We start from the raw sequence: 17,778 nt of genomic DNA on the forward strand, positions 1-17,778 counted from the left end.
TTCACCTCCAAGTCACCAGCGTGGCCACCACAGCCAAGCTGGTTGCGCTTACGCGCAACGCGCCATGCCTGGCGCACACAAAAAAGGGCCCACCTTTCGGTGAGCCCTTCTAGACCGCCCAGCAGAGCGGATTTTGTTTGGTAGGCGCGATTGGACTCGAACCAACGACCCCCACCATGTCAATGTCTGCTTGCGCAAGCTGCAAGCCTTGCTGCTCTTGGATTTCACAGAACGCCCATTCACATCATGAGGCGTCAAAAATGGCCAATATTCGCTTACTTCCGTCCGGCAACTGGAACGCTCAGGTACGGATAAAGGGTAAATCTCCCCAGTCAAAAACCTTCAACACCAAAGCTGAAGCAGAGTCATGGGCGAACCAGATCGAAGCCGTGACGATGGATCGCAAGCATCACACTATCTATACGTTAGGTATGACGTACTGCGAAACCATGCTCAAGGGCAAAGGCAGCTACGACCACGCACGGAAAATCGTGGAGCATCTGGGCAGACACTTCACCCAGCCCATTCACGAAATCACCCCGCAGATGATCAACGACTTCAAGATCATGCGATTGAAGAGAGTGAAGCCGTCCACGTGCAGAACGCAGCTCGCATTTATGTCCCGCTTCTTTAGGTTCGCCAAGCGCGGCTTGCTGATCGACATTCACAATCCCGTTAGTGACATTGCACTGCCCAAACCTGACCGGTCATCAGACAAGGTAATCCGTGCAAGTGAGCTTGAGCGGCTGCTGGCAAAATTATCTCCAACAATGAAGCTCATTGTTGAACTGGCATACGAAACTGCGATGCGACGCTCTGAAATCCTGAAGCTGACGAAAGACTGCCTGCACCTCAGTGACCGCATTGCCGATGTGATCGACGGGAAGAACGGCACACGGTCAGTCCCCCTCACCCACCGTGCTGTTGAAATACTCCAACTTGCCCAACTGTGGGCCACTGTGGCACGCCACCCAAACGGCCAAGTGTTCATGGTTACACCGCACGCCGTAACTCAGGCTGTGCGCTTGGCACGCGTGAAGGCAGGCTTAGACAGTAGCGTCCGACTTCACCAACTCAGGCATACCAGAATCACTAACGTGGCGAAGAAAGGGTTTAACAATGCTCAGATAATGATTGTCTCAGGACACAGGGATACACGATCCGTAGCGCGATACTCTCACCTGAATGTCAGGGACGTATTACACCTGATCGACTGAACAAACCGGATAGGCAGCCATGATGAATTAGGAGTTGGCTGCCTCGCCCATCCAAAGTGATTCGGCAAGTCAAAGACGAAATGTGGAGTTAACGATCCTCGTAAGACCTTCCACAGCTTCCGCCATACGTTCATTAATGACTTGAGGGATGCAGGAGTAGAAGACTCGCTGATCAAGCGTATCGTTGGTCATCTTTCCTACCAACCACAAAACGACCACCAATAGAAACACAACGATTGACAATATTCTCAGATGCTGTATAATTATGCCCCTTGCTAAAGCGAGCAAACAGACAATATGAAAACCTCCACGCGACCACCGAGCCAAATTGGTGCCTTGCAAGGAGGTTTTTTTGCGTCTGCGATTTACCAAAACCAATTGGCAGCAACCCGAGAGGAATTGCCTATGAATTGAACTTAAAGAAGGAGAAATTAAGATGACCAGTATCGCCCCCAATAAAGTGATCCACACCGCTGTATCCGCTCCGGGAGCAGGCAAGACTCAGGCACTCATTAGCCAAATTCCGTCTCTGCTTTCTGCGGGACGCTCTATTGCTCTAGCACTCCCCACCCTCGACCTCACCGATAGCTTCGTCAGCCGTTTGCCGACTGACGTAAATTACTGCGTCATCAACTCCACCACCTGTGATCATGTTGGCACGGAGCTGACGACTGCTTTGAAGACGAAGGCAAACCATCTGATTATCACGACACATCTGAGCATCTTCGCGGTACGACCAAATTTGCTCCAAGACTGGATACTAGTCATCGACGAACTTCCGCCTGTAGTTGATTTTCCAGCGTACCCATTCGAGCCATCGGAGCTTGCTCAACTGTTTGTGAACGCAGTGGAGCGGGATGGACGTCTACATATCCGGGAGGGTTGTGCAGGTGCGATAGAAACTTCATTGGCGACCTTCAAGGCTGTATCAGCAGGAGCTGAACGCACGTCGATGCTGAGCAAAGAAGGCGCTCGTATCTACGAATGCCTGAAGGATGGGCATCCAGTTTTTATTGATTCAGAGATACCTAATGGGAACAGGTATGTTCGATCAGTAGTCGAGTCCAACTGCTGGGACACCTTCGCTGCGGCGGAAGAGGTACACGTTCTTGCGGCCAGTGTAACTGGCAGTCAGTTCGATGATTTTGCTCAGGTGCATGGCGTCACATACGCAGGGTCGGATTTCACGCCAGCGTTTGACGGCTACACCTCAGCTGTCACGATCTACCCTGTCATGCCTAAGGGGCGCGATTTCAGCAAATCCGCAGTGACTATGACTGCTCATGGTGAAAGCCCCACGAATCAGCAGATAACGGGAAAGCCTATGGTAATTGATGAAATTCTAAAGGCCGCTCTCCAGAGAACTGTTGGAACTCCACTGCTGTTCAGTAACAAATGGGCAAGCTTCAGATGGTTGCCAAGGGGAGCTGTGCATCGCTGCTCGATCGACAGTCGAGGCTTGAATGATTATCAAGCCGAAACTGACGCCATCCTCTTGTTTGGTGGAAACCCATCGCCATCCGATCAGCTCGCACTGGAGTACCTAGCTGCAAAGTATGGTCGTGTATTTCGCCAAGGATTCATCGTCACTAGATTTTTGGAACCTAGCTTACAGGCAGCAACTCGGACAGCAGTACGAGACAGAAGCAATACCAAGGAAATTCAACTATTCGTACCGGATGAGCGAGTGGCTGATTACATTGTCTCTACGCACATGCCGAACGCCAGGATTGACTGGAGCTTGTCTGAAACCATCCCTGTCCTTAAAGATCGCAGAACGACTGAAGACCCAAGGAAACCGCAAGTATTCGAGCTATTTGCACAAGGCAAGAAGAATGCTGAAATTGTAAGCATCACATACGCTCATCGAAACACCGTTTCGAATTGGAGAAAAGAATGGCGTTTAGCTCAGGCTGCTTGACTCATAGCAACCCTGTAGATTCACCACCGTACGCTGACAATCCTGCACATTGATCCTAAGAAGCTTATTAGGAAAGGTGTGCAGTTTCATAACCTCTCCTCCCAAAGCTTAATCTTTGAGCATTGAATATTTCTGGGCTAGCTAGCCCAGTGAGGTATTAGAGATAGGTAGAGAATAGGATGGGGATAGACCCTATCAAATAAAGAAATTATATTCTGTTGTATACAACAGAGAGTATATATTCAGAGCCGCACCCTGAAACAACATAAAGTCAACATCTTTGTTTTGTGTTGGTTTCTCACCGGTACGGTGTACATCAATTAGATAGGCAGTGACACTTCTCGCGTCAGCGAACATTGGTTTGTATGAGAAATGAAAATCGTATCCAAATTAGTAGTCATGGTTATCACCATGTGCGCAGCTTTTGACTTCGTTCTGTGTTTTTTACCACAGAAACATCCTCAGCAAACATTCAATAAAAAGAGAGCGAAAGCGAACAAACCTCTACACATTCCACTCCAACGTTGACGTTGACGTTGACGTTGACGTTGACGTTGAATGCTATAGAGAGTGAATTGTCTGTAGACAGACAAACGTGCCCGATCACAAACACATACGTTTTAAACAATCAGTCTCGGTCGTCTACGACCAAAAGAAAACATATCACAAACATCCACATACCTCCCTAAAGTGTCAACATTGCATGCTTCTTGAATAAATCTAGATTACACTTCAACTTGAAAAGTAATCAAAATAAAGATTGCATTTAGTTGAATCAGTATAGACAAATTAGCTAAACTTTGATATAATAACCATATTAGGAGAAGAGCAAAACAACATCCTTACCATCATCCCCTCGTGGTGCTCCTGTTAGGTTATTTAGCCATTTCTCGACAGCGTGCTGGCAACTCTCCTCCACTAAATTCAAAAGGTCACCCTCAACAGGATGGCCTTTTTTATTGGCTACTCGGCAACATATGTAACCATTCAACCAATCACCTTAACAACCTCTAGGAGGTACATCTGTGCGTGTAAAACATTGCTTAAGCTGTAACAAAGAAATGATTAACAAACGGGCTCATATCAAAACATGCAGTTCAACTTGCAGAGTTCGTATTTGGCGATCCAAACAAAAACAACACATTCCATTGAAGTTGCTTTTCACAGTTCAGCACTTTGAAAGCTTGCGGCTTGCAGCGAACAACCTTGGACTGACTGTTGATTCGCTTGTGATGAGCCGTGCACTTGGAGCTCCACCATCCAGTTGCTGATGGCATTTACAACCTCACCAACTTCCATTGTAAAACATAGGAAATTTATTAACGAAAATAAGGAAATACAAAATTGAGCAATTTCCTCGTACTACATACACCATCACAATTGATTAAAACCGTGATCACCAGTTCAAAAACTCCGACACCAGATAATGAGCACACCTTTCATAATGCATCGATGAGGGTGCTTGATCGTTACTACAAGTTAAAGTCAAAAGCCAACCGCAATGGGACTCTGGTGTCTGCGGGTGAGCTCGCAGCCGTTAGTCCGTCGTTCCTGAGTTCGCTGGTCGAAACCGGATAAAAATGGCGACCCCCTAGCTAGGTACAGAGTACCTGTTTTACCTCGTCTACAAGCCACATAAACCGGGCATGTAAAGTACTAAATCAAACACATGTCAGCCTATTTCTACAATTAACTATTCAAAAGGAAAATCCACAATGAATATAGTGAACTTACTCACTACGTACGACCTTGAACGTATCTTGGCGTTTCAGCAAATCAAGCACTACATTTACATAAAAGTAGCAGCAGCTGGAATAGGTGATAAAACCGGATACCGCCGTACTATCGACTACATCGACAGATTTACCACTGAGTACGGTATCGAGGCTCGACGCCAAGCCGAGAGTGAATACCATGTTTAATCTAGAAGCATTCAATCGGGCAATTATAAAAGCCAAAGATCGACAATCAAAACAACAATCTACAGCCTACAAGCACAGCACTGCATCAAATGAACGTGCTGCAATAACTGCCGACGAGCAGTACCGCACAACAAGACTGAGCAAGATGCTTGCTCACATTACCAAACTAAAAGAGGTGAATTATAAATGACTGAGAAAACCACCAAGACTGAAAAGATCGTTATCAATGGCGCTCCCCCTAAGTGGAACGATGTTGAATTCGAAGCCCGTGTTGACGGATGGGTCAAAGTTTACCGAGGCACGACCCAATGTATGGAGCATGTGTGTTCACCTCTCCCACATGATTTTCTTGAGTTGGTAGCTGGAAAAGTATCAGAGGGTTACACGGTGGCTCGCAATCACGGCGTAACCAGTGAGTCGCTTAATCACTCATGCTGGATGATAAAACCAGAGGCTAGCCAGCAGAAAGACATTGATGACATTCGAGTGCGAGTGAAAGCTGAGTATGTTGAATTCCTGCAAGTTGAACACGCCCGATATCAAGACTTGCTGCGTCAACAACTCATTCAATCTGCTGAAGAAAAGGAGCAAAAGGCAATTGAACTTGCTAGACTCAAGCAGTTGGACGCTATTGAGAAACAAGTTCAAAGCTGCTACAAGCCACTTGAAATTCCAGAATAACAGGCATCACGAACAAGCAAGCCCGCTGACTGCATATGGTGGTTGGTGGGTTTTTTGTGGCCGCTATTCCCACAGTGCAAACAATGCAGTCACACAGTTTCAATCAACACTGAGTGACCAGTGATGGTTTCACCCTGCTCATCAGTGCAATGTTATCGCCAACGATCACCACCGTTTAAAACAGGATTACTTTCAGGTGATCAATCAGGAGTGACAACAGTCACCCACACACCTGCATTAGTGGGTCAATGCTGCTGAGCACCCGATTAAACCTGGGTTTCAACCATTCTGGGTTAAGCACGCTTCACTTTCTTCATCGAAAATCAAACGTAGCGAAACAATCCGAACACACTCAGGAAGAAAGCCGCCCGTTTCAGTCGTCCATGTGCTGAACTACGGTCTTTACACCATCTTCAAGGACGACAGGCATGCGAAACAACACAGATGCTCACATAGCCACCGCTGATGTGTTAACCCTTCTATTACACAACCAGCACGCGCTTGCCGCAGCAATTGAAGAAGTCGCCGTGTGGGCAAGGTCAACAGGTTCACCCGAAGTGCATGAGAACGCCGTGACCGCACTGGAAACTCTAGATGCGAACGCGTCAGCTATCACCACTGGCATTCTCAAACTGAGGCAATGATCGCTCGTACTGATAAGGGTATAGATCAACGAGCACGCATGCTAACGACCTTCGGGTGGTTTTTTTGTACCTTTATAAATCAATTGACCACCCTAACGAGCACGCATACAATGAGTATACCCAAACAGATACATGGAAAAATCATCATGTTCATCCGCGCATATCTTCGTGCTTCGACAGATTCGCAGGACGCCAGTCGCGCAAAACAATCGCTGATCGAATTCGCTAGTGAACACCGTCATAGGATCGCTGCCTTCTACATTGAAAATGAATCTGGTAGCAAACTGGATCGACCTGAACTGTTCCGATTGCTAGAGGACAGCCATGAAGGTGATGTGCTGCTGATTGAAGGTGTTGATCGTCTGTCCCGGCTTACTGCCCCAGATTGGGACATGCTGAAGGTCAAGATCGCGGCCAAAAAGGTGACAGTCGTATCCCTCGACCTTTCCACCAGTCACGCGGTGCTGAAACCTCAGAAGGACATGGATGATTTCACCAAGGGAATGATTGCTGCTGTGAATGGCATGTTGCTCGACATGCTGGCAGTGGTTGCACGTAAGGACTATGAAGATCGGCGTCGCCGTCAGGCGCAGGGTATTGAGAAAGCGAAAGCAAACGCCGTATACAAAGGTAGGCAGGTTGACCAGGTACTACACGCCCGCATCAAGGCATGCCTGGCTTCTGGGATGAGTCTCCGCACTACAGCAACCACGGTTGGTTGCGCACTGAGCACTGTTCAACGTGTGACGAAAAACTGAGCCCGCCTGTAAAGCTCTAAGGGGTCACTTAGACACAAGGGATGGGGTGCATAACAAATCACATGAGTGTTCTGCTTAAGCTACTACAGAGCCTTGCATAACTCCACATGGCCCTATGCTGGATTTTAATATTATGTGACACCCCCCAATCTCTCACTTAGCCTAAAGGGTTAAACATTGCCGCCATCCCGCCGGGGATTTCTACTGACGCTCAACTAACTCTGTTTCTCCCCCGGCTGTAGGAGAAGCATTAAAACACCGACAAAATACTTCGACCAAATACTTCAACGTGCAGCCGAGTAGACGCTCTCACCACCCCCAAAATAGCTACTGAAGATATGGACAAAAGCCAACTCGCACTTCTCATTATAGATTTCCTCACTGTAGCTGTCTGGAAGTCCATGATCAAAGACGATTTCAAGAGTACGACGAACGTCACCTCGTGCTCTATCCTTTTTCCGCCAGTCCAAAACTAACTTCTCAGCCTTCAAGGCTTCCAGCAGTTTCCGACAAACTTTTTTCACCTCCTCCTTTTCCTTTTCCGTCAAGGCAGGTTCCGGCTGAGTCAGTATGTCAAACAGTGCCAACTCCTCTTCCGAGAGTCTCTCGCGGATGGCACGCTGATCTTCCTCTTGAAGATCCACACTGAACTCAATCAGCTCTTTGAAGAGTGCGTCTATGTTAAGACTTCCGGAATTGTACGCATCGATCAGCTTTTGAAATTTCTCCATGAAAGTCTTCCTGATAGGATTTTCTGTCATCATGGATTCAAGCTTTGTACTCAAGAGAGCTCGGAGCTTTTCCGCCTCTGTTCTTTTGCGCCCTTTGTTGAATTTCTCTTTGAGCTTTTCGAAGTCAATTTCGCTTAGGTTTTGCAATGGCTCATCATCGATGTCTTTTATGAGATAAGGCACAGGGGCAACGGAATTATCCAGCAAATCTTCGACCTGCTGCATCACTTCGGAAATATCTACCGGCGGCTCCAGTGCTTTGATCTTCTGGGCCAAGACCGAGATCAGCACTGCATCCGCTGCCAATTCATTTGCTGATGGATCAGGTAGGATAGCTCGGTATACCCGAGAGATCATCCGAGCCAAGCTCATGAAACTATTTTTAATTTCCTCTGTTTCGATGAGACGCTCACGCGCATCGTCTAGCTTGGCCACCTTCCCGAAACCTGATGCATCCTTGATGGTTTGGGCATTGATGCCATGATCAGACAGAAAGGAAAGACCTTTCGCGATCAAATGCTTAAGGTACTCAACCAGTTCTGCCTTGCTCTTGATTGGACTGCCATCGCCTTCACCGCTACCAGATGACGCGCCGCCATAGATAGCCAATGCTTCTTGCAGCTTACGGAACACCCCGACGTAATCTACGATCAACCCAGCCTCTTTGCCCAGACACTTCCGATTTGCACGCGCAATGGTCTGCATCAGAGTGTGATTTTTCATCGGCTTATCGAGGTATATAGTTGAACAGGACGGCACGTCGAACCCGGTGATCCACATGGCGCAGACAAAGACCAAACGAAGAGGATCCTTAGGATCCTTGAACTTCTCTCCCAGATTCTCCTCAACCATGCGCTTGCGGTGAGGTAAGATATCCAACCCCTTGTCCTTTAGCTCTTTGACCTCATTCTGACCTTGCGAGACAACCACAGCCATATCGATAGAGGACATCACCTTTATCTTGTAGCGAATCGCTTCCTGAAGCTCTACAGGCGTTTTTACCAACTCCACCTTGAGTTGAGCCAGGTATGTTTTCCAGTGGTCCTGGACCTTGTAGTACATCTTCACGGCAGTTGCCTTGTCGATGCAGACCATCATCGCTTTTCCCTGGTGTCCACGACCTACAAAATGGTGCACCAAGTCCTTTGCGATAGCTTCCAAACGATCCTCGCGAGTGATCAGATGGTATTCACGGGCGAATACTTGCTCTACCTTCCGTTCCTGCTCCTCATCCAGATCGGCATCTTCTAGCAACTGAGCAAGATCCTCATTGAGATCCTCATTGATGAGCTGCATCTCAGGGATTCGATTCTCGTAATACAGAGGAACCGTTGCGCCATCAGCTATGGACTGCCCGAAGTCATACACCGAGATGTAATCTCCGAACACCTCCTTTGTTTTTTCCTCACCGGCCATCAAAGGTGTCCCTGTGAACCCCAAGAAGGCAGCGTTGGGCAGAGCCGTCCGCATGTTCATGGCCAGTGTGTCGTATTGGGAACGGTGAGCCTCGTCGGTAATGACAATAATGTCCGGCCGCTTAGAAAGCTCCGGATATATATCTCCCTTCTTGGTGCCGAACTTCTGAATCAAGGTAAAGACGTAACGATGATCCTCAATCAGCAGTTGCTTCAGGTGAGCACCGCTGCTGGCGTGGGCTTCGACTTCGCCTACAGCTCCGGTGGCTGCAAAAGTCTTATAGATCTGATCATCAAGTTCGCTACGGTCAGTGACGATCAAAAACGTCCAGTTACCAGGAATTTTCCGCAGGATTTTCTGGGCAAAGAAAACCATTGATAAAGACTTTCCTGAACCTTGAGTGTGCCAAAAAACACCTAGTCGGCCAGCTTCATTTTTGGGACGATCCTTGACCCGCCTTACTTCGCCAATGGCTTTGTTAACTCCTAGGTATTGGTGGTTCTTGGCTATTTTTTTGACGATCCCGCCAGCAACCGCCTCGAATACCGTGAAGTTCTCAAGGATATCTAATAGTCGTTCAGGCTCTGCGACCCCACGAATAGCAGTCTCCAATGAGACCACTCCGACCTCCCCTTCATCGTTGATTCGCTTCCACTCGAACAGATGTTCCCAAGCGGAGTAGGTGCTACCCACTACGGTCTCTGATCCATTGGAAAGCATCAGGAGTCCGTTATAGGTGAATAACTGCGGAATAACGGTACGATAGTCCGTGAGATTGTCATCGAAGGCCGCTTTCAGTGTCTTATGGCTAGCCTTCAATTCAACAAAAAGAAGAGGAATCCCATTGATGAAGCCCACGAGATCCGTTCGGCGGGTATGGTAATCACCCCTTACCCAAAATTGTGATGCGAGGAAGAAATCATTGGCTTCAGGATTCCTCCAATCGATCAGCTTAACGGTCTCAAGCCTGCTCCCACCGTGCTCATCAGTCACCTGAACCTGAATTCCATCCTTCAACAGGCGATAAACATCCAGGTTTGCGTTTACCGGTAGCATTTTGGAGCGATCACGGGTCAGCTCTTCGATAACCTGTTCTATGGCAAATGCTGGTAGATAGGTATTTAGGCTTTCAATGGCTGCTCTCAGACGATGCACCAGTACTACATCTTGCTGGGTCTGTCGCCCTTCCTTTGAAGTGCTTCCTGTCCACTCACTATAGAGATTACCTGTGCCCCAACCGAGAGAATCAAATAAGGCAATGGCAGGCTGCTCGATAAGAGCATCCTCTGAGTAGTCATGTGAGTGGGGCAGTGTCAGACTCATGCGACCTAAAACTCCTTCTCGTCGGGCATGGAAATATTGGAAACGTCAATTTCACCTGATATTAACTTAGGGAGCAGAAGATCGCGCTGAATGCGTAAATTATTGCTCTTTTTCTCAAGTGTTTCGCAAAGATCGAACATTGGCTTAACCAGTTTAGCAAATCGCTTGCATAGGTCGAGATGAGGTAAGCGTAGCTGGTAAGCTTTGATCAAGTCCGGATGAAGATGTAGCACATTGGCCCCGGTCGCATGGTTCTTGACGTTCTCAGAAAAGTCCGACCACCGCAACGCAGCATAGAGATAACTTGATGGAATTTCACCCTTAGGTTCAATCTTCACCAAATCCATTGAGATGATTCCTTTCAATTCGCCAAGCTCAGGAACTAGAGCCGCACGGGCAACTATTCGCCGATCTTGGGTCATATCGGTCACAGCCATTACAATATCACCACGACGAACCAACTGTTCTTCTTTGTATTTCCCTTCGTATCCCTTAAGCCCATCTCGCCTAAACCCACCATCTCGATTTACGCACTTGAGATTGACAAACGGTCGACCGCCTTCTTCGGCAAGCTCAGAACTTCTATATGATCTACCTCTGATGATTTCCGCAATATCTCCAATAGGCGTCAGATCAAATCCCGACTCCTCATGCTCAGGCAGGCGAAAGTGGACGAACCACTCTTCATACACGCGCCGAGCCATTTCCTCTAGGATTTCAATGCGGCGCTTGTTATTCTCAATCAGATTATCGTACGCAGAAAGAACTGAAGTTATTCGGTACTGCACGCTTAAGGGAGGCAGTGACAACGAAATTCGCTTGATTATATCTTGATTCAAAGACGCCATAGTGGCGCCATGCGAGCATTGCTGCATCATCCATGCCTGATGCTCATGTGTTAAAAAGCTATAGGAAAGATACTTTGCTAAGGCACGCCGCTCATTTAGAAACCTAAGTCGAAGACAATCGGAGCCCTGAAACCAATTATTTTGCTCTTCCTGTATGAACACGTGACGCTCTACAGCACCTTTTCTGCCGAAAACAATATCACGCGGCCTAAGAAGATGGGACGAAAGTCTTTTGACTGTATCTTCAGCAATAAACTCTAACTTTTGTTTTCGGATACTCCCAAACCCTATGTTTCTAACATTTATTACAGGCGTTCCGCTTTTAACATAGTCACTAGCTCGAAGCTGCGTCCCGAACGGACCCGTCTTAACTTCAGCCTCGCCAGACTCAACTAAGTCTCCAACTGAGCATGAAGTCCAGTTCACAGAGCAGCCTCCAATACCTGCAAAACATTCTGACCAACCAGCTCCTCCAGCTCTTGCGCCTCAGCATTCAGAACTTCAAGCTCCTCTGCGAGCTCCTCAAGACGCTCTGTGAAGTCCACGTCCTCGACCTTCCTCGCCGCCGCTCCCACATATCGCCCAGGATTCAGCGACCAGCCTTGTGCCTCAATTTCCTCACGAGAAGCTATCTTGCAAAGGCCAGGTACGTCCACGTAGCCATTACTCAGCCCCTGCTCTGCAAGTAGTTCGCCACCGCCCTGTTCCAACTCAGGAGCTTCCCCACGATAGAGCCGAACGATATTGGCGAGAAACTCTATCTGCTCTGGCTTGAAGTCTCGATGAGCACGGTCGATCTGCCGATAGGTATGGCGGGCATCAATAAATAGCACCTTCGCCGCTCTATCAACATCCCGCTCCTTGGCTCGATCAAAGAACCAAAGGGTACAGGGCAGTGTCACGGTATAGAAAAAGTTGGACCCCACAGAGACGATTACATCTACCGCGCCGGTCTCGATAAGCTTCTGACGAATTACCTGCTCACTACCCCGAGCGTCACCCGCCGAGTTGGCCATGACGAAGCCAGCCCGCCCGTTTTTTTGAAGGGATGAGTAAAACAGCTGAATCCATAGGTAGTTGGCGTTGTCCGTCTTGGGTGGTCCAAATGGGAATCGAAGGTCGCCTTCCAGACGCTCTTTGTCCACACCGGAGACATTGAACGGCGGATTAGCCATCACATAGTCGAAGCGACCGCCTTTCTCTGTCACGGACTCATGGGGATCTTCGTAGTAGGTGTTGGCAACCCGTACATCACCAGAAAGGCCATGCACTGCCAAATTCATCTTGTTAAGGTTGACAGTGACTTGTTCTTTCTCGGTACCGAAGATGGAAATTTCATCCATCGCAGTCTTATGGTGGCGCCTCACGAAGTCCGCCGAATGAGCAAACATGCCACCTGAGCCACAGGCAGGGTCGAAAATTCTCCCGTGATAAGGCTCTAGGACTTCAACGATCAGTTTTACGATTGACTCAGGAGTGTAGAAAACACCTCCTTTCTGCCCCTCTTTCATAGCGAAGTTGGCGAGAAAATACTCATACACCTTGCCAAAAGCATCACCGGACAAATCTACTGGACCTAATAGCTTGATCAGTTCCAACAGCACGTTGTTGCCCAACGGGATGTAATTGTGTGGCAAAGCACCTTTAAGGTCGGTGTTCTCGGCTTCGATGGCCTTCATTGCATCATTGATCGCTAAACCAATGACATCGCCCTCGGTCAGGGTCTGCAAGTATGAAAAGCGAGCAATTTCCGGTAGAAAAATGACACCTTCCGCTAGGTAATCTTCCTTCTTCACCTTCCGTCGACCACCGGAACCTACCGGACCTAGCTTCGTCTCAGCCGCAGCATAAATTTTATCGGCGTACCGTAAGAAAATCAGCCCAAGTACAGGAGCTGAGAACTCCGCTGGCCTCAATCCGGTGTTTGCCCATAGCTGGTCGGCCACTGCCCATAGTCGCTTTTCTACATCCCCACTAACCACGTCCATCCCCAATCGTAATTCAGAATCAAAGGACTGAAGTCTACTACAGCCAAAATATATAGTGGGTTTGTTCGGTGATAGCCCCCCCTAGACTCCTACCATCGTGGCGCGACATTCGCACTGCGCGAACTCAGTCCCTGCACTCGGGAACAGAGCGACCAATGCTTGAGATTGATTCGACGCTGCTCACGATTGAGCGACCTCGATTCAAACCATGCAGGAAGCAAAGGCAATGAAAGATATCGTGATCACCGTTTGTGAATTTCTTCGCTTGGGTAGGAATCATCGTGGCAACGGTTGAGGGATATTTCGCAATGAAAGGCACTTATGAGTATATCGGTGCCCTGATCAGCTTCGCTGTTGGCTGCCTAGCCTCTGGAGTGTGGCTTGTACTCTCAGCAATCCACCAAAATATTCAGACCATACGGAACATTGCCATCAAGCAGTCGCAAGGTTGATCCAACCTTCAACACCCGACCAAATCCCCACTGATCCAGAGCAGAATCCCATCCGAGAATGAGCTGATATCGGCGTTCACATTGCCCAGTGTGAACGAACCCGATATTTTGTGAACGTTCTGCATTAAATCCAAGACAACAAAAAAGGGCCCACCTTTCGGTGAGCCCTTCTAGACCGCCCAGCAGAGCGGATTTTGTTTGGTAGGCGCGATTGGACTCGAACCAACGACCCCCACCATGTCAAGGTGACAACGGAACAGATGCATCCCATTGATAATAAAGGAAAACATGCTGATTTTAGCTGCTCCCAAAAACAGCAATACGCCCTATAAGAATCAATAACTTAGCGTTGGATATTCCTACAGTACTCCCCTCCCCGGCGTCCTGCCGACGAACACCACTCCCAAATCACATACGCCTCGATTACTGTACACGCATACAGTATTTGAGCTGACCCATCATGAACATCGACGAAGACACCTCGGCGTGGCTTGGCTGCCCTACGCCCCTGGAAATGTACCGACACCAGTGCGCCCTGCTTGAGGACGAACTCACACAGACCCGCGCGATGCTGAGCAAGGCTCGGGCGAATGTCGCCGGCCTGGTGCAAATGAATGACGCACTGATCACCGTTAAGGCAGACGCTGAGAGCGCACTCAAAAAGGCAGCGTCAGAAATCAGCCGGCTGAACCTGGACAACTCACAATTGGACCGCCGCCTTAATAGCCTTATGGTCGTGGCCGAGCAGAGAGACCACTTGTTCAGGGAAAATCAGCGGCTGCTGATGGAGCTGAAGGCACTTAAGGAGCCACAGTCCTGACGTACGCCTGGCACGCCCGCAACGCGATCAGTCCTTGGTCGCCGGCATCAGTGATGGCGATAATTCGTTGAGCATGCGCTGCGTCAAGTTGGGCTCGACGGGTTGCATGAACCACGCCGACGGCGCCGGGGGCGGCAGGCACATTGCAGCCACTGGCTGGATCCTCGATGAGGACTGACAGCCGCAGATCAGAAGTGGCAAGGCGATCGCGCAGGCGAGCCTGTTTGCGCTGGGCATCGGATAATTCCTTGGTGTGTTGTTGGTCTTGGGTGGCGAGTTGGTTCTCGGTGGCCAGGCGCTTGTCCTGCTCGACGCGGACCTGGGCGGCGGCGGCGTTGCTTATCGCGGCCAGGTCGTCCTTGTGCAGGCCGGACTGCTCGGCGAGTTTCTTGCCCATCCGCCAGTCCTGCACCTGCCAGGCGCCTCCAGCACCAATGCCGATCAGCAGCAGGCAAGAAAAGAGGATCAGCGCGACCTTGTACTGTGTTACCAATTCGCCCATGACTCCTCCCAATTTGGCAGATCGACAGTTTGACCAGCCAGAGCATGCGTGCAGTCACTCAGGTACTGGATTCGACCATCGGTTACGAAGGAGTGGCAGACCACATCCTTTCCATGCATCCCATAGCGCGATAGCACAGAAGGCGTGAACGTTGGCGCCTCGGCATTGCCGTTGTAGCCCCAGCGTGGTCCAGGGCCAGCTCCAACATTCAAGCTATGCGGAAGATCGCAGCCATTGCAGAAGAACCACAGCGAACCGTCGGCCGCCTGTCCCAGGACGCGGGAGATCGTTTTTATTTCGCTCATGCCAGCACCTTCAGCGCCTTGTCGTACAGCGCCTGGCGGCCTGCAAGACCATTGGTGCCGCCGTTGATCCTGCGCGTGATCTTCACGAACTCACCCTGATCAGCCAGCGTGTTCAGGCCCTTTACCGACCAGAACCAGGCCGCCGACATTGCGGCGTGCTGTGGCTGCTCCAGCAGCTCAGGATTGTTGATCGGGTCCAGTCCAAGGGCCTCGCCGCAAGCGGCATAGTTGGCCCGGCCGGTGATCTGGATCAGGCCCCGGCCACGGTACTTGAAGCCGTCCCCCTTCACGGTATTGCCCAAGTCGGCACGGCCCTCGTAACCGGCCTGCTGCGCGGTTGGGCCCCAGATCTCGCGCACATACCGCAGCTGGCCAGACTCATGCCCGACCTGGGCGATGAAGGCGGCAACCCTGAGCGTGCCAACAATGCCGTACCGGCCCATGGCGGTGTTCAGCGCGGAAACAAAAACGCCGGCATTGCGGCCGGCGTTCGGGAGGATCTCCAGCAGTTGTTGCTCAGTGATGGGCATACCTTTCTCCAGGCGAAAAAAAACCGCTCAAGGCGGCTGCGGTGTTCCAGTGACGATCAGGCTTCAGCTGCTGGGATCTCTTCCTGCCGCTCTGCAACTTCTTCGGTTGCCACCATCGCTGGCGTGTCAATCACAACCGCATCCGGCACCAAGATGTGCAGTGTGATCATGTGCTTAAGGTCATACGGTTGGCCGTCCTTGGTGACGGTAACGGTCAATAAGCCATCAGCAAAATCTATCTCGACGTCCGCACGGGAGTCGATCTGGTTCACGGTGTAGCCCCAGCCACTATCAACCGGTGGAAATGGCACCATCCCCAGGCATCCGGTAATTTGATAGACCCCCTTCGATAGGCGCGCTGAGGTGACAGCAGTATCACCTTGCGTAACGAAGTCGTAAGTCACGCCTGTGGCGCCCAACACATTAATCGCTGCTCTTGCCATGGTCAGATCGCCTTGAGTGTGCCGTCGGAAGCACGGGTAGTGTTTTGAGTGGTGTAAATCGTCGCCCAAGCCGTCGGGGTTCCGCTATTTACGACGCTCCGAATTTTAAGGGCGTTCTGTCGCCAGTCACCAAATAGCTGCACCGCGTAAATATCAGGCAGTCCATAGTTCATGGACAGCAACGCACCATCTTGCGAGCCTGGCGGAGTGTTTGACGCCAGCGTCGAGAAGTCCCAGCCCCTGCCAGTCAACAGAATGTCGGTTGGGTTGGTTGAAACCCGCCCTTTAAGAGGTGCGTTGATTCCAGCATCGCCAACTTTCAATACGCGCCCAGCGGTTTGATCTTCTGCACTGGTGGTAAGAGTAAGTCCGATAGCTGCACGCACTCCTGCTGGAGTTATAGCTCCGGAAGGAGCGCCAAGCGCAGCATAGAGTTCTGTCGTCATCGCGTTGATCTTCACGCCGGTACTGCGCGTTGTATCTCCACCAGCCCCCGTAGGCGCGGTGCCGAGATTGATATCTTGTCTTGCCATCTAAGTAAACTCCGATTTGTGCATAAGCATCTATGCGATCTGCTTTGCAAAAACAACGGGGTTATACAGCGTTGTTGATATATCAACGCCAACAACCTGAATTACGAGCCTGTCATTTTCATATTGCCAGAGCGCATACATATTCCCCTGTCTGGACGTCAAGCCAGCAACATCCATAGCTACGTTATTAAGCAGCATGTAGTCTCCGCTCGACAGGCTTGATGGTGCTGTCCAGCTAAGTCTCGTTTGTCCTTGCCCTGTTTGCTCGGATCCAAGATACGTCCAGCTAACGATTGACCTGGTGAACTGAGCGCACGGCGTGCCGTTGTCGAAAAGTAGTTTTGCTGCACCGTCCCACAACCGCATCCCATAAGTGGCCGTAGGCGCGGACTTAAATGCCGCAGCGAACCACTTGCCAGACGTTGCCGTACCGGTTATCCCGATGAATGAAAATCCCGTCCAAGCCCCTGTTGTTCCGAGAACTTTACAGAATGAGAACAGGTTTGATTGGTCTGGCCGGATGAAAACAAGCGGAGGCTCATCCGAGGTAATAGTGCTAGGGAATGTAACGCTTACTCCTGAGCCAGCACCATTCCATGTGCCCTTCCCTAAAACCACCAGCCTGGAAAACTCAGAGTCTAGCGTGGTGACATTGTTATTATTGGTATAGGTTAAACCATAGGTCATTTATCTATACCTCATTACAAGTAGCCTTTGAGTTGTGGTTCCAAGTGGGCCGCTACT

Annotated in this window: 16 protein-coding genes, 1 tRNA gene and 1 pseudogene; 8 read left to right on the forward strand and 10 right to left on the reverse strand. The window is 49.8% G+C overall.

Going from position 1 to position 17,778, the window contains the following annotated elements:
- Positions 1-260 precede the first annotated feature (260 nt).
- The 7 genes and pseudogenes from V6M90_RS28260 (at position 261) to V6M90_RS28290 (ending at position 7,143) form a co-directional block, all read left to right on the forward strand.
- On the forward strand, positions 261-1,217 hold the full coding sequence (locus tag V6M90_RS28260; RefSeq protein ID WP_332847520.1) for a tyrosine-type recombinase/integrase: 957 nt from the start codon (positions 261-263) through the stop codon (positions 1,215-1,217).
- Between the two features lie 60 nt (positions 1,218-1,277).
- A pseudogene (locus tag V6M90_RS28265) lies at positions 1,278-1,409 on the forward strand (site-specific integrase); the annotation flags it as partial.
- Between the two features lie 244 nt (positions 1,410-1,653).
- On the forward strand, positions 1,654-3,138 hold the full coding sequence (locus V6M90_RS28270; protein ID WP_332847521.1) for a hypothetical protein: 1,485 nt from the start codon (positions 1,654-1,656) through the stop codon (positions 3,136-3,138).
- Positions 3,139-5,052: 1,914 nt separating this feature from the next.
- A complete protein-coding gene (locus tag V6M90_RS28275; RefSeq protein ID WP_332847522.1) occupies positions 5,053-5,250 on the forward strand; it encodes a hypothetical protein in 198 nt (65 codons plus the stop codon).
- On the forward strand, positions 5,247-5,741 hold the full coding sequence (locus tag V6M90_RS28280) for a hypothetical protein (RefSeq protein WP_332847523.1): 495 nt from the start codon (positions 5,247-5,249) through the stop codon (positions 5,739-5,741). The genes V6M90_RS28275 and V6M90_RS28280 overlap by 4 nt, the downstream gene beginning before the upstream one ends.
- 428 nt (positions 5,742-6,169) lie before the next feature.
- Positions 6,170-6,385 carry a hypothetical protein gene (locus V6M90_RS28285; RefSeq protein WP_332847524.1) on the forward strand — a complete coding sequence of 72 codons (216 nt, stop codon included), beginning with the start codon at positions 6,170-6,172 and terminating at the stop codon, positions 6,383-6,385.
- 146 nt (positions 6,386-6,531) lie between these two features.
- Positions 6,532-7,143 (forward strand): recombinase family protein, encoded by a 612-nt coding sequence (locus V6M90_RS28290; RefSeq protein ID WP_332847594.1) that lies wholly within the window; start codon positions 6,532-6,534, stop codon positions 7,141-7,143.
- A gap of 284 nt (positions 7,144-7,427) precedes the next feature.
- Here V6M90_RS28290 and V6M90_RS28295 read toward each other — a convergent pair whose 3' ends face one another.
- The 4 genes from V6M90_RS28295 to V6M90_RS28310 all read right to left on the reverse strand — a co-directional run bounded on the left by V6M90_RS28295 (position 7,428) and on the right by V6M90_RS28310 (position 14,229).
- Positions 7,428-10,613 (reverse strand): type I restriction endonuclease subunit R, encoded by a 3,186-nt coding sequence (locus V6M90_RS28295; RefSeq protein WP_332847525.1) that lies wholly within the window; start codon positions 10,611-10,613, stop codon positions 7,428-7,430.
- 5 nt (positions 10,614-10,618) lie between these two features.
- The gene (locus V6M90_RS28300; protein ID WP_332847526.1) at positions 10,619-11,887 is read right to left on the reverse strand and encodes a restriction endonuclease subunit S; all 1,269 of its coding nucleotides are present in this window, start codon (positions 11,885-11,887) and stop codon (positions 10,619-10,621) included.
- Complete coding sequence (locus tag V6M90_RS28305) at positions 11,884-13,449, reverse strand: type I restriction-modification system subunit M (protein WP_332847527.1); 1,566 nt, start codon at positions 13,447-13,449, stop codon at positions 11,884-11,886. The genes V6M90_RS28300 and V6M90_RS28305 overlap by 4 nt, the downstream gene beginning before the upstream one ends.
- A 651-nt stretch (positions 13,450-14,100) precedes the next feature.
- A tRNA-Ser gene (locus V6M90_RS28310) sits at positions 14,101-14,229 on the reverse strand.
- Positions 14,230-14,361: 132 nt separating this feature from the next.
- Between V6M90_RS28310 and V6M90_RS28315 the strand changes: the two genes are divergently transcribed.
- Positions 14,362-14,721 (forward strand): hypothetical protein, encoded by a 360-nt coding sequence (locus V6M90_RS28315; RefSeq protein ID WP_332847528.1) that lies wholly within the window; start codon positions 14,362-14,364, stop codon positions 14,719-14,721.
- On the opposite strand, the gene V6M90_RS28320 is transcribed toward V6M90_RS28315, so the two are convergent.
- The 6 genes from V6M90_RS28320 to V6M90_RS28345 are packed head-to-tail and all read right to left on the reverse strand — an operon-like array spanning position 14,702 to position 17,721.
- On the reverse strand, positions 14,702-15,223 hold the full coding sequence (locus V6M90_RS28320; RefSeq protein ID WP_332847529.1) for a lysis system i-spanin subunit Rz: 522 nt from the start codon (positions 15,221-15,223) through the stop codon (positions 14,702-14,704). The two genes, V6M90_RS28315 and V6M90_RS28320, sit on opposite strands and share 20 nt — an antisense overlap.
- Positions 15,208-15,528 (reverse strand): DUF6527 family protein, encoded by a 321-nt coding sequence (locus V6M90_RS28325; protein WP_332847530.1) that lies wholly within the window; start codon positions 15,526-15,528, stop codon positions 15,208-15,210. The genes V6M90_RS28320 and V6M90_RS28325 overlap by 16 nt, the downstream gene beginning before the upstream one ends.
- Positions 15,525-16,058 carry a glycoside hydrolase family 19 protein gene (locus V6M90_RS28330; protein WP_332847531.1) on the reverse strand — a complete coding sequence of 178 codons (534 nt, stop codon included), beginning with the start codon at positions 16,056-16,058 and terminating at the stop codon, positions 15,525-15,527. Before V6M90_RS28330 ends, V6M90_RS28325 begins: the two co-directional genes overlap by 4 nt.
- Before the next feature lie 56 nt (positions 16,059-16,114).
- Positions 16,115-16,501 (reverse strand): hypothetical protein, encoded by a 387-nt coding sequence (locus V6M90_RS28335; protein WP_332847532.1) that lies wholly within the window; start codon positions 16,499-16,501, stop codon positions 16,115-16,117.
- A gap of 2 nt (positions 16,502-16,503) precedes the next feature.
- A complete protein-coding gene (locus V6M90_RS28340) occupies positions 16,504-17,034 on the reverse strand; it encodes a hypothetical protein (protein WP_332847533.1) in 531 nt (176 codons plus the stop codon).
- A gap of 30 nt (positions 17,035-17,064) precedes the next feature.
- Entirely contained in the window at positions 17,065-17,721 is a 657-nt protein-coding gene (locus V6M90_RS28345; RefSeq protein WP_332847534.1) for a hypothetical protein, read from the reverse strand.
- Positions 17,722-17,778 lie beyond the last annotated feature (57 nt).

The sequence above is a fragment of the Pseudomonas lactucae genome, from assembly GCF_036688725.1.
Classification (GTDB): domain Bacteria; phylum Pseudomonadota; class Gammaproteobacteria; order Pseudomonadales; family Pseudomonadaceae; genus Aquipseudomonas; species Aquipseudomonas lactucae.

Excerpts from the sequence above, each read along its gene's own strand:
- V6M90_RS28260 (WP_332847520.1), top strand. The coding sequence starts at position 261 with ATGGCCAATATTCGCTTACTTCCGTCCGGCAACTGGAACGCTCAGGTA.
- V6M90_RS28270 (WP_332847521.1), top strand. The coding sequence starts at position 1,654 with ATGACCAGTATCGCCCCCAATAAAGTGATCCACACCGCTGTATCCGCT.
- V6M90_RS28275 (WP_332847522.1), top strand. The coding sequence starts at position 5,053 with ATGTTTAATCTAGAAGCATTCAATCGGGCAATTATAAAAGCCAAAGAT.
- V6M90_RS28280 (WP_332847523.1), top strand. The coding sequence starts at position 5,247 with ATGACTGAGAAAACCACCAAGACTGAAAAGATCGTTATCAATGGCGCT.
- V6M90_RS28285 (WP_332847524.1), top strand. The coding sequence starts at position 6,170 with ATGCGAAACAACACAGATGCTCACATAGCCACCGCTGATGTGTTAACC.
- V6M90_RS28290 (WP_332847594.1), top strand. The coding sequence starts at position 6,532 with ATGTTCATCCGCGCATATCTTCGTGCTTCGACAGATTCGCAGGACGCC.
- V6M90_RS28295 (WP_332847525.1), bottom strand. The coding sequence starts at position 10,613 with ATGAGTCTGACACTGCCCCACTCACATGACTACTCAGAGGATGCTCTT.
- V6M90_RS28305 (WP_332847527.1), bottom strand. The coding sequence starts at position 13,449 with ATGGACGTGGTTAGTGGGGATGTAGAAAAGCGACTATGGGCAGTGGCC.
- V6M90_RS28315 (WP_332847528.1), top strand. The coding sequence starts at position 14,362 with ATGAACATCGACGAAGACACCTCGGCGTGGCTTGGCTGCCCTACGCCC.
- V6M90_RS28320 (WP_332847529.1), bottom strand. The coding sequence starts at position 15,223 with ATGGGCGAATTGGTAACACAGTACAAGGTCGCGCTGATCCTCTTTTCT.
- V6M90_RS28325 (WP_332847530.1), bottom strand. The coding sequence starts at position 15,528 with ATGAGCGAAATAAAAACGATCTCCCGCGTCCTGGGACAGGCGGCCGAC.
- V6M90_RS28330 (WP_332847531.1), bottom strand. The coding sequence starts at position 16,058 with ATGCCCATCACTGAGCAACAACTGCTGGAGATCCTCCCGAACGCCGGC.
- V6M90_RS28335 (WP_332847532.1), bottom strand. The coding sequence starts at position 16,501 with ATGGCAAGAGCAGCGATTAATGTGTTGGGCGCCACAGGCGTGACTTAC.
- V6M90_RS28340 (WP_332847533.1), bottom strand. The coding sequence starts at position 17,034 with ATGGCAAGACAAGATATCAATCTCGGCACCGCGCCTACGGGGGCTGGT.
- V6M90_RS28345 (WP_332847534.1), bottom strand. The coding sequence starts at position 17,721 with ATGACCTATGGTTTAACCTATACCAATAATAACAATGTCACCACGCTA.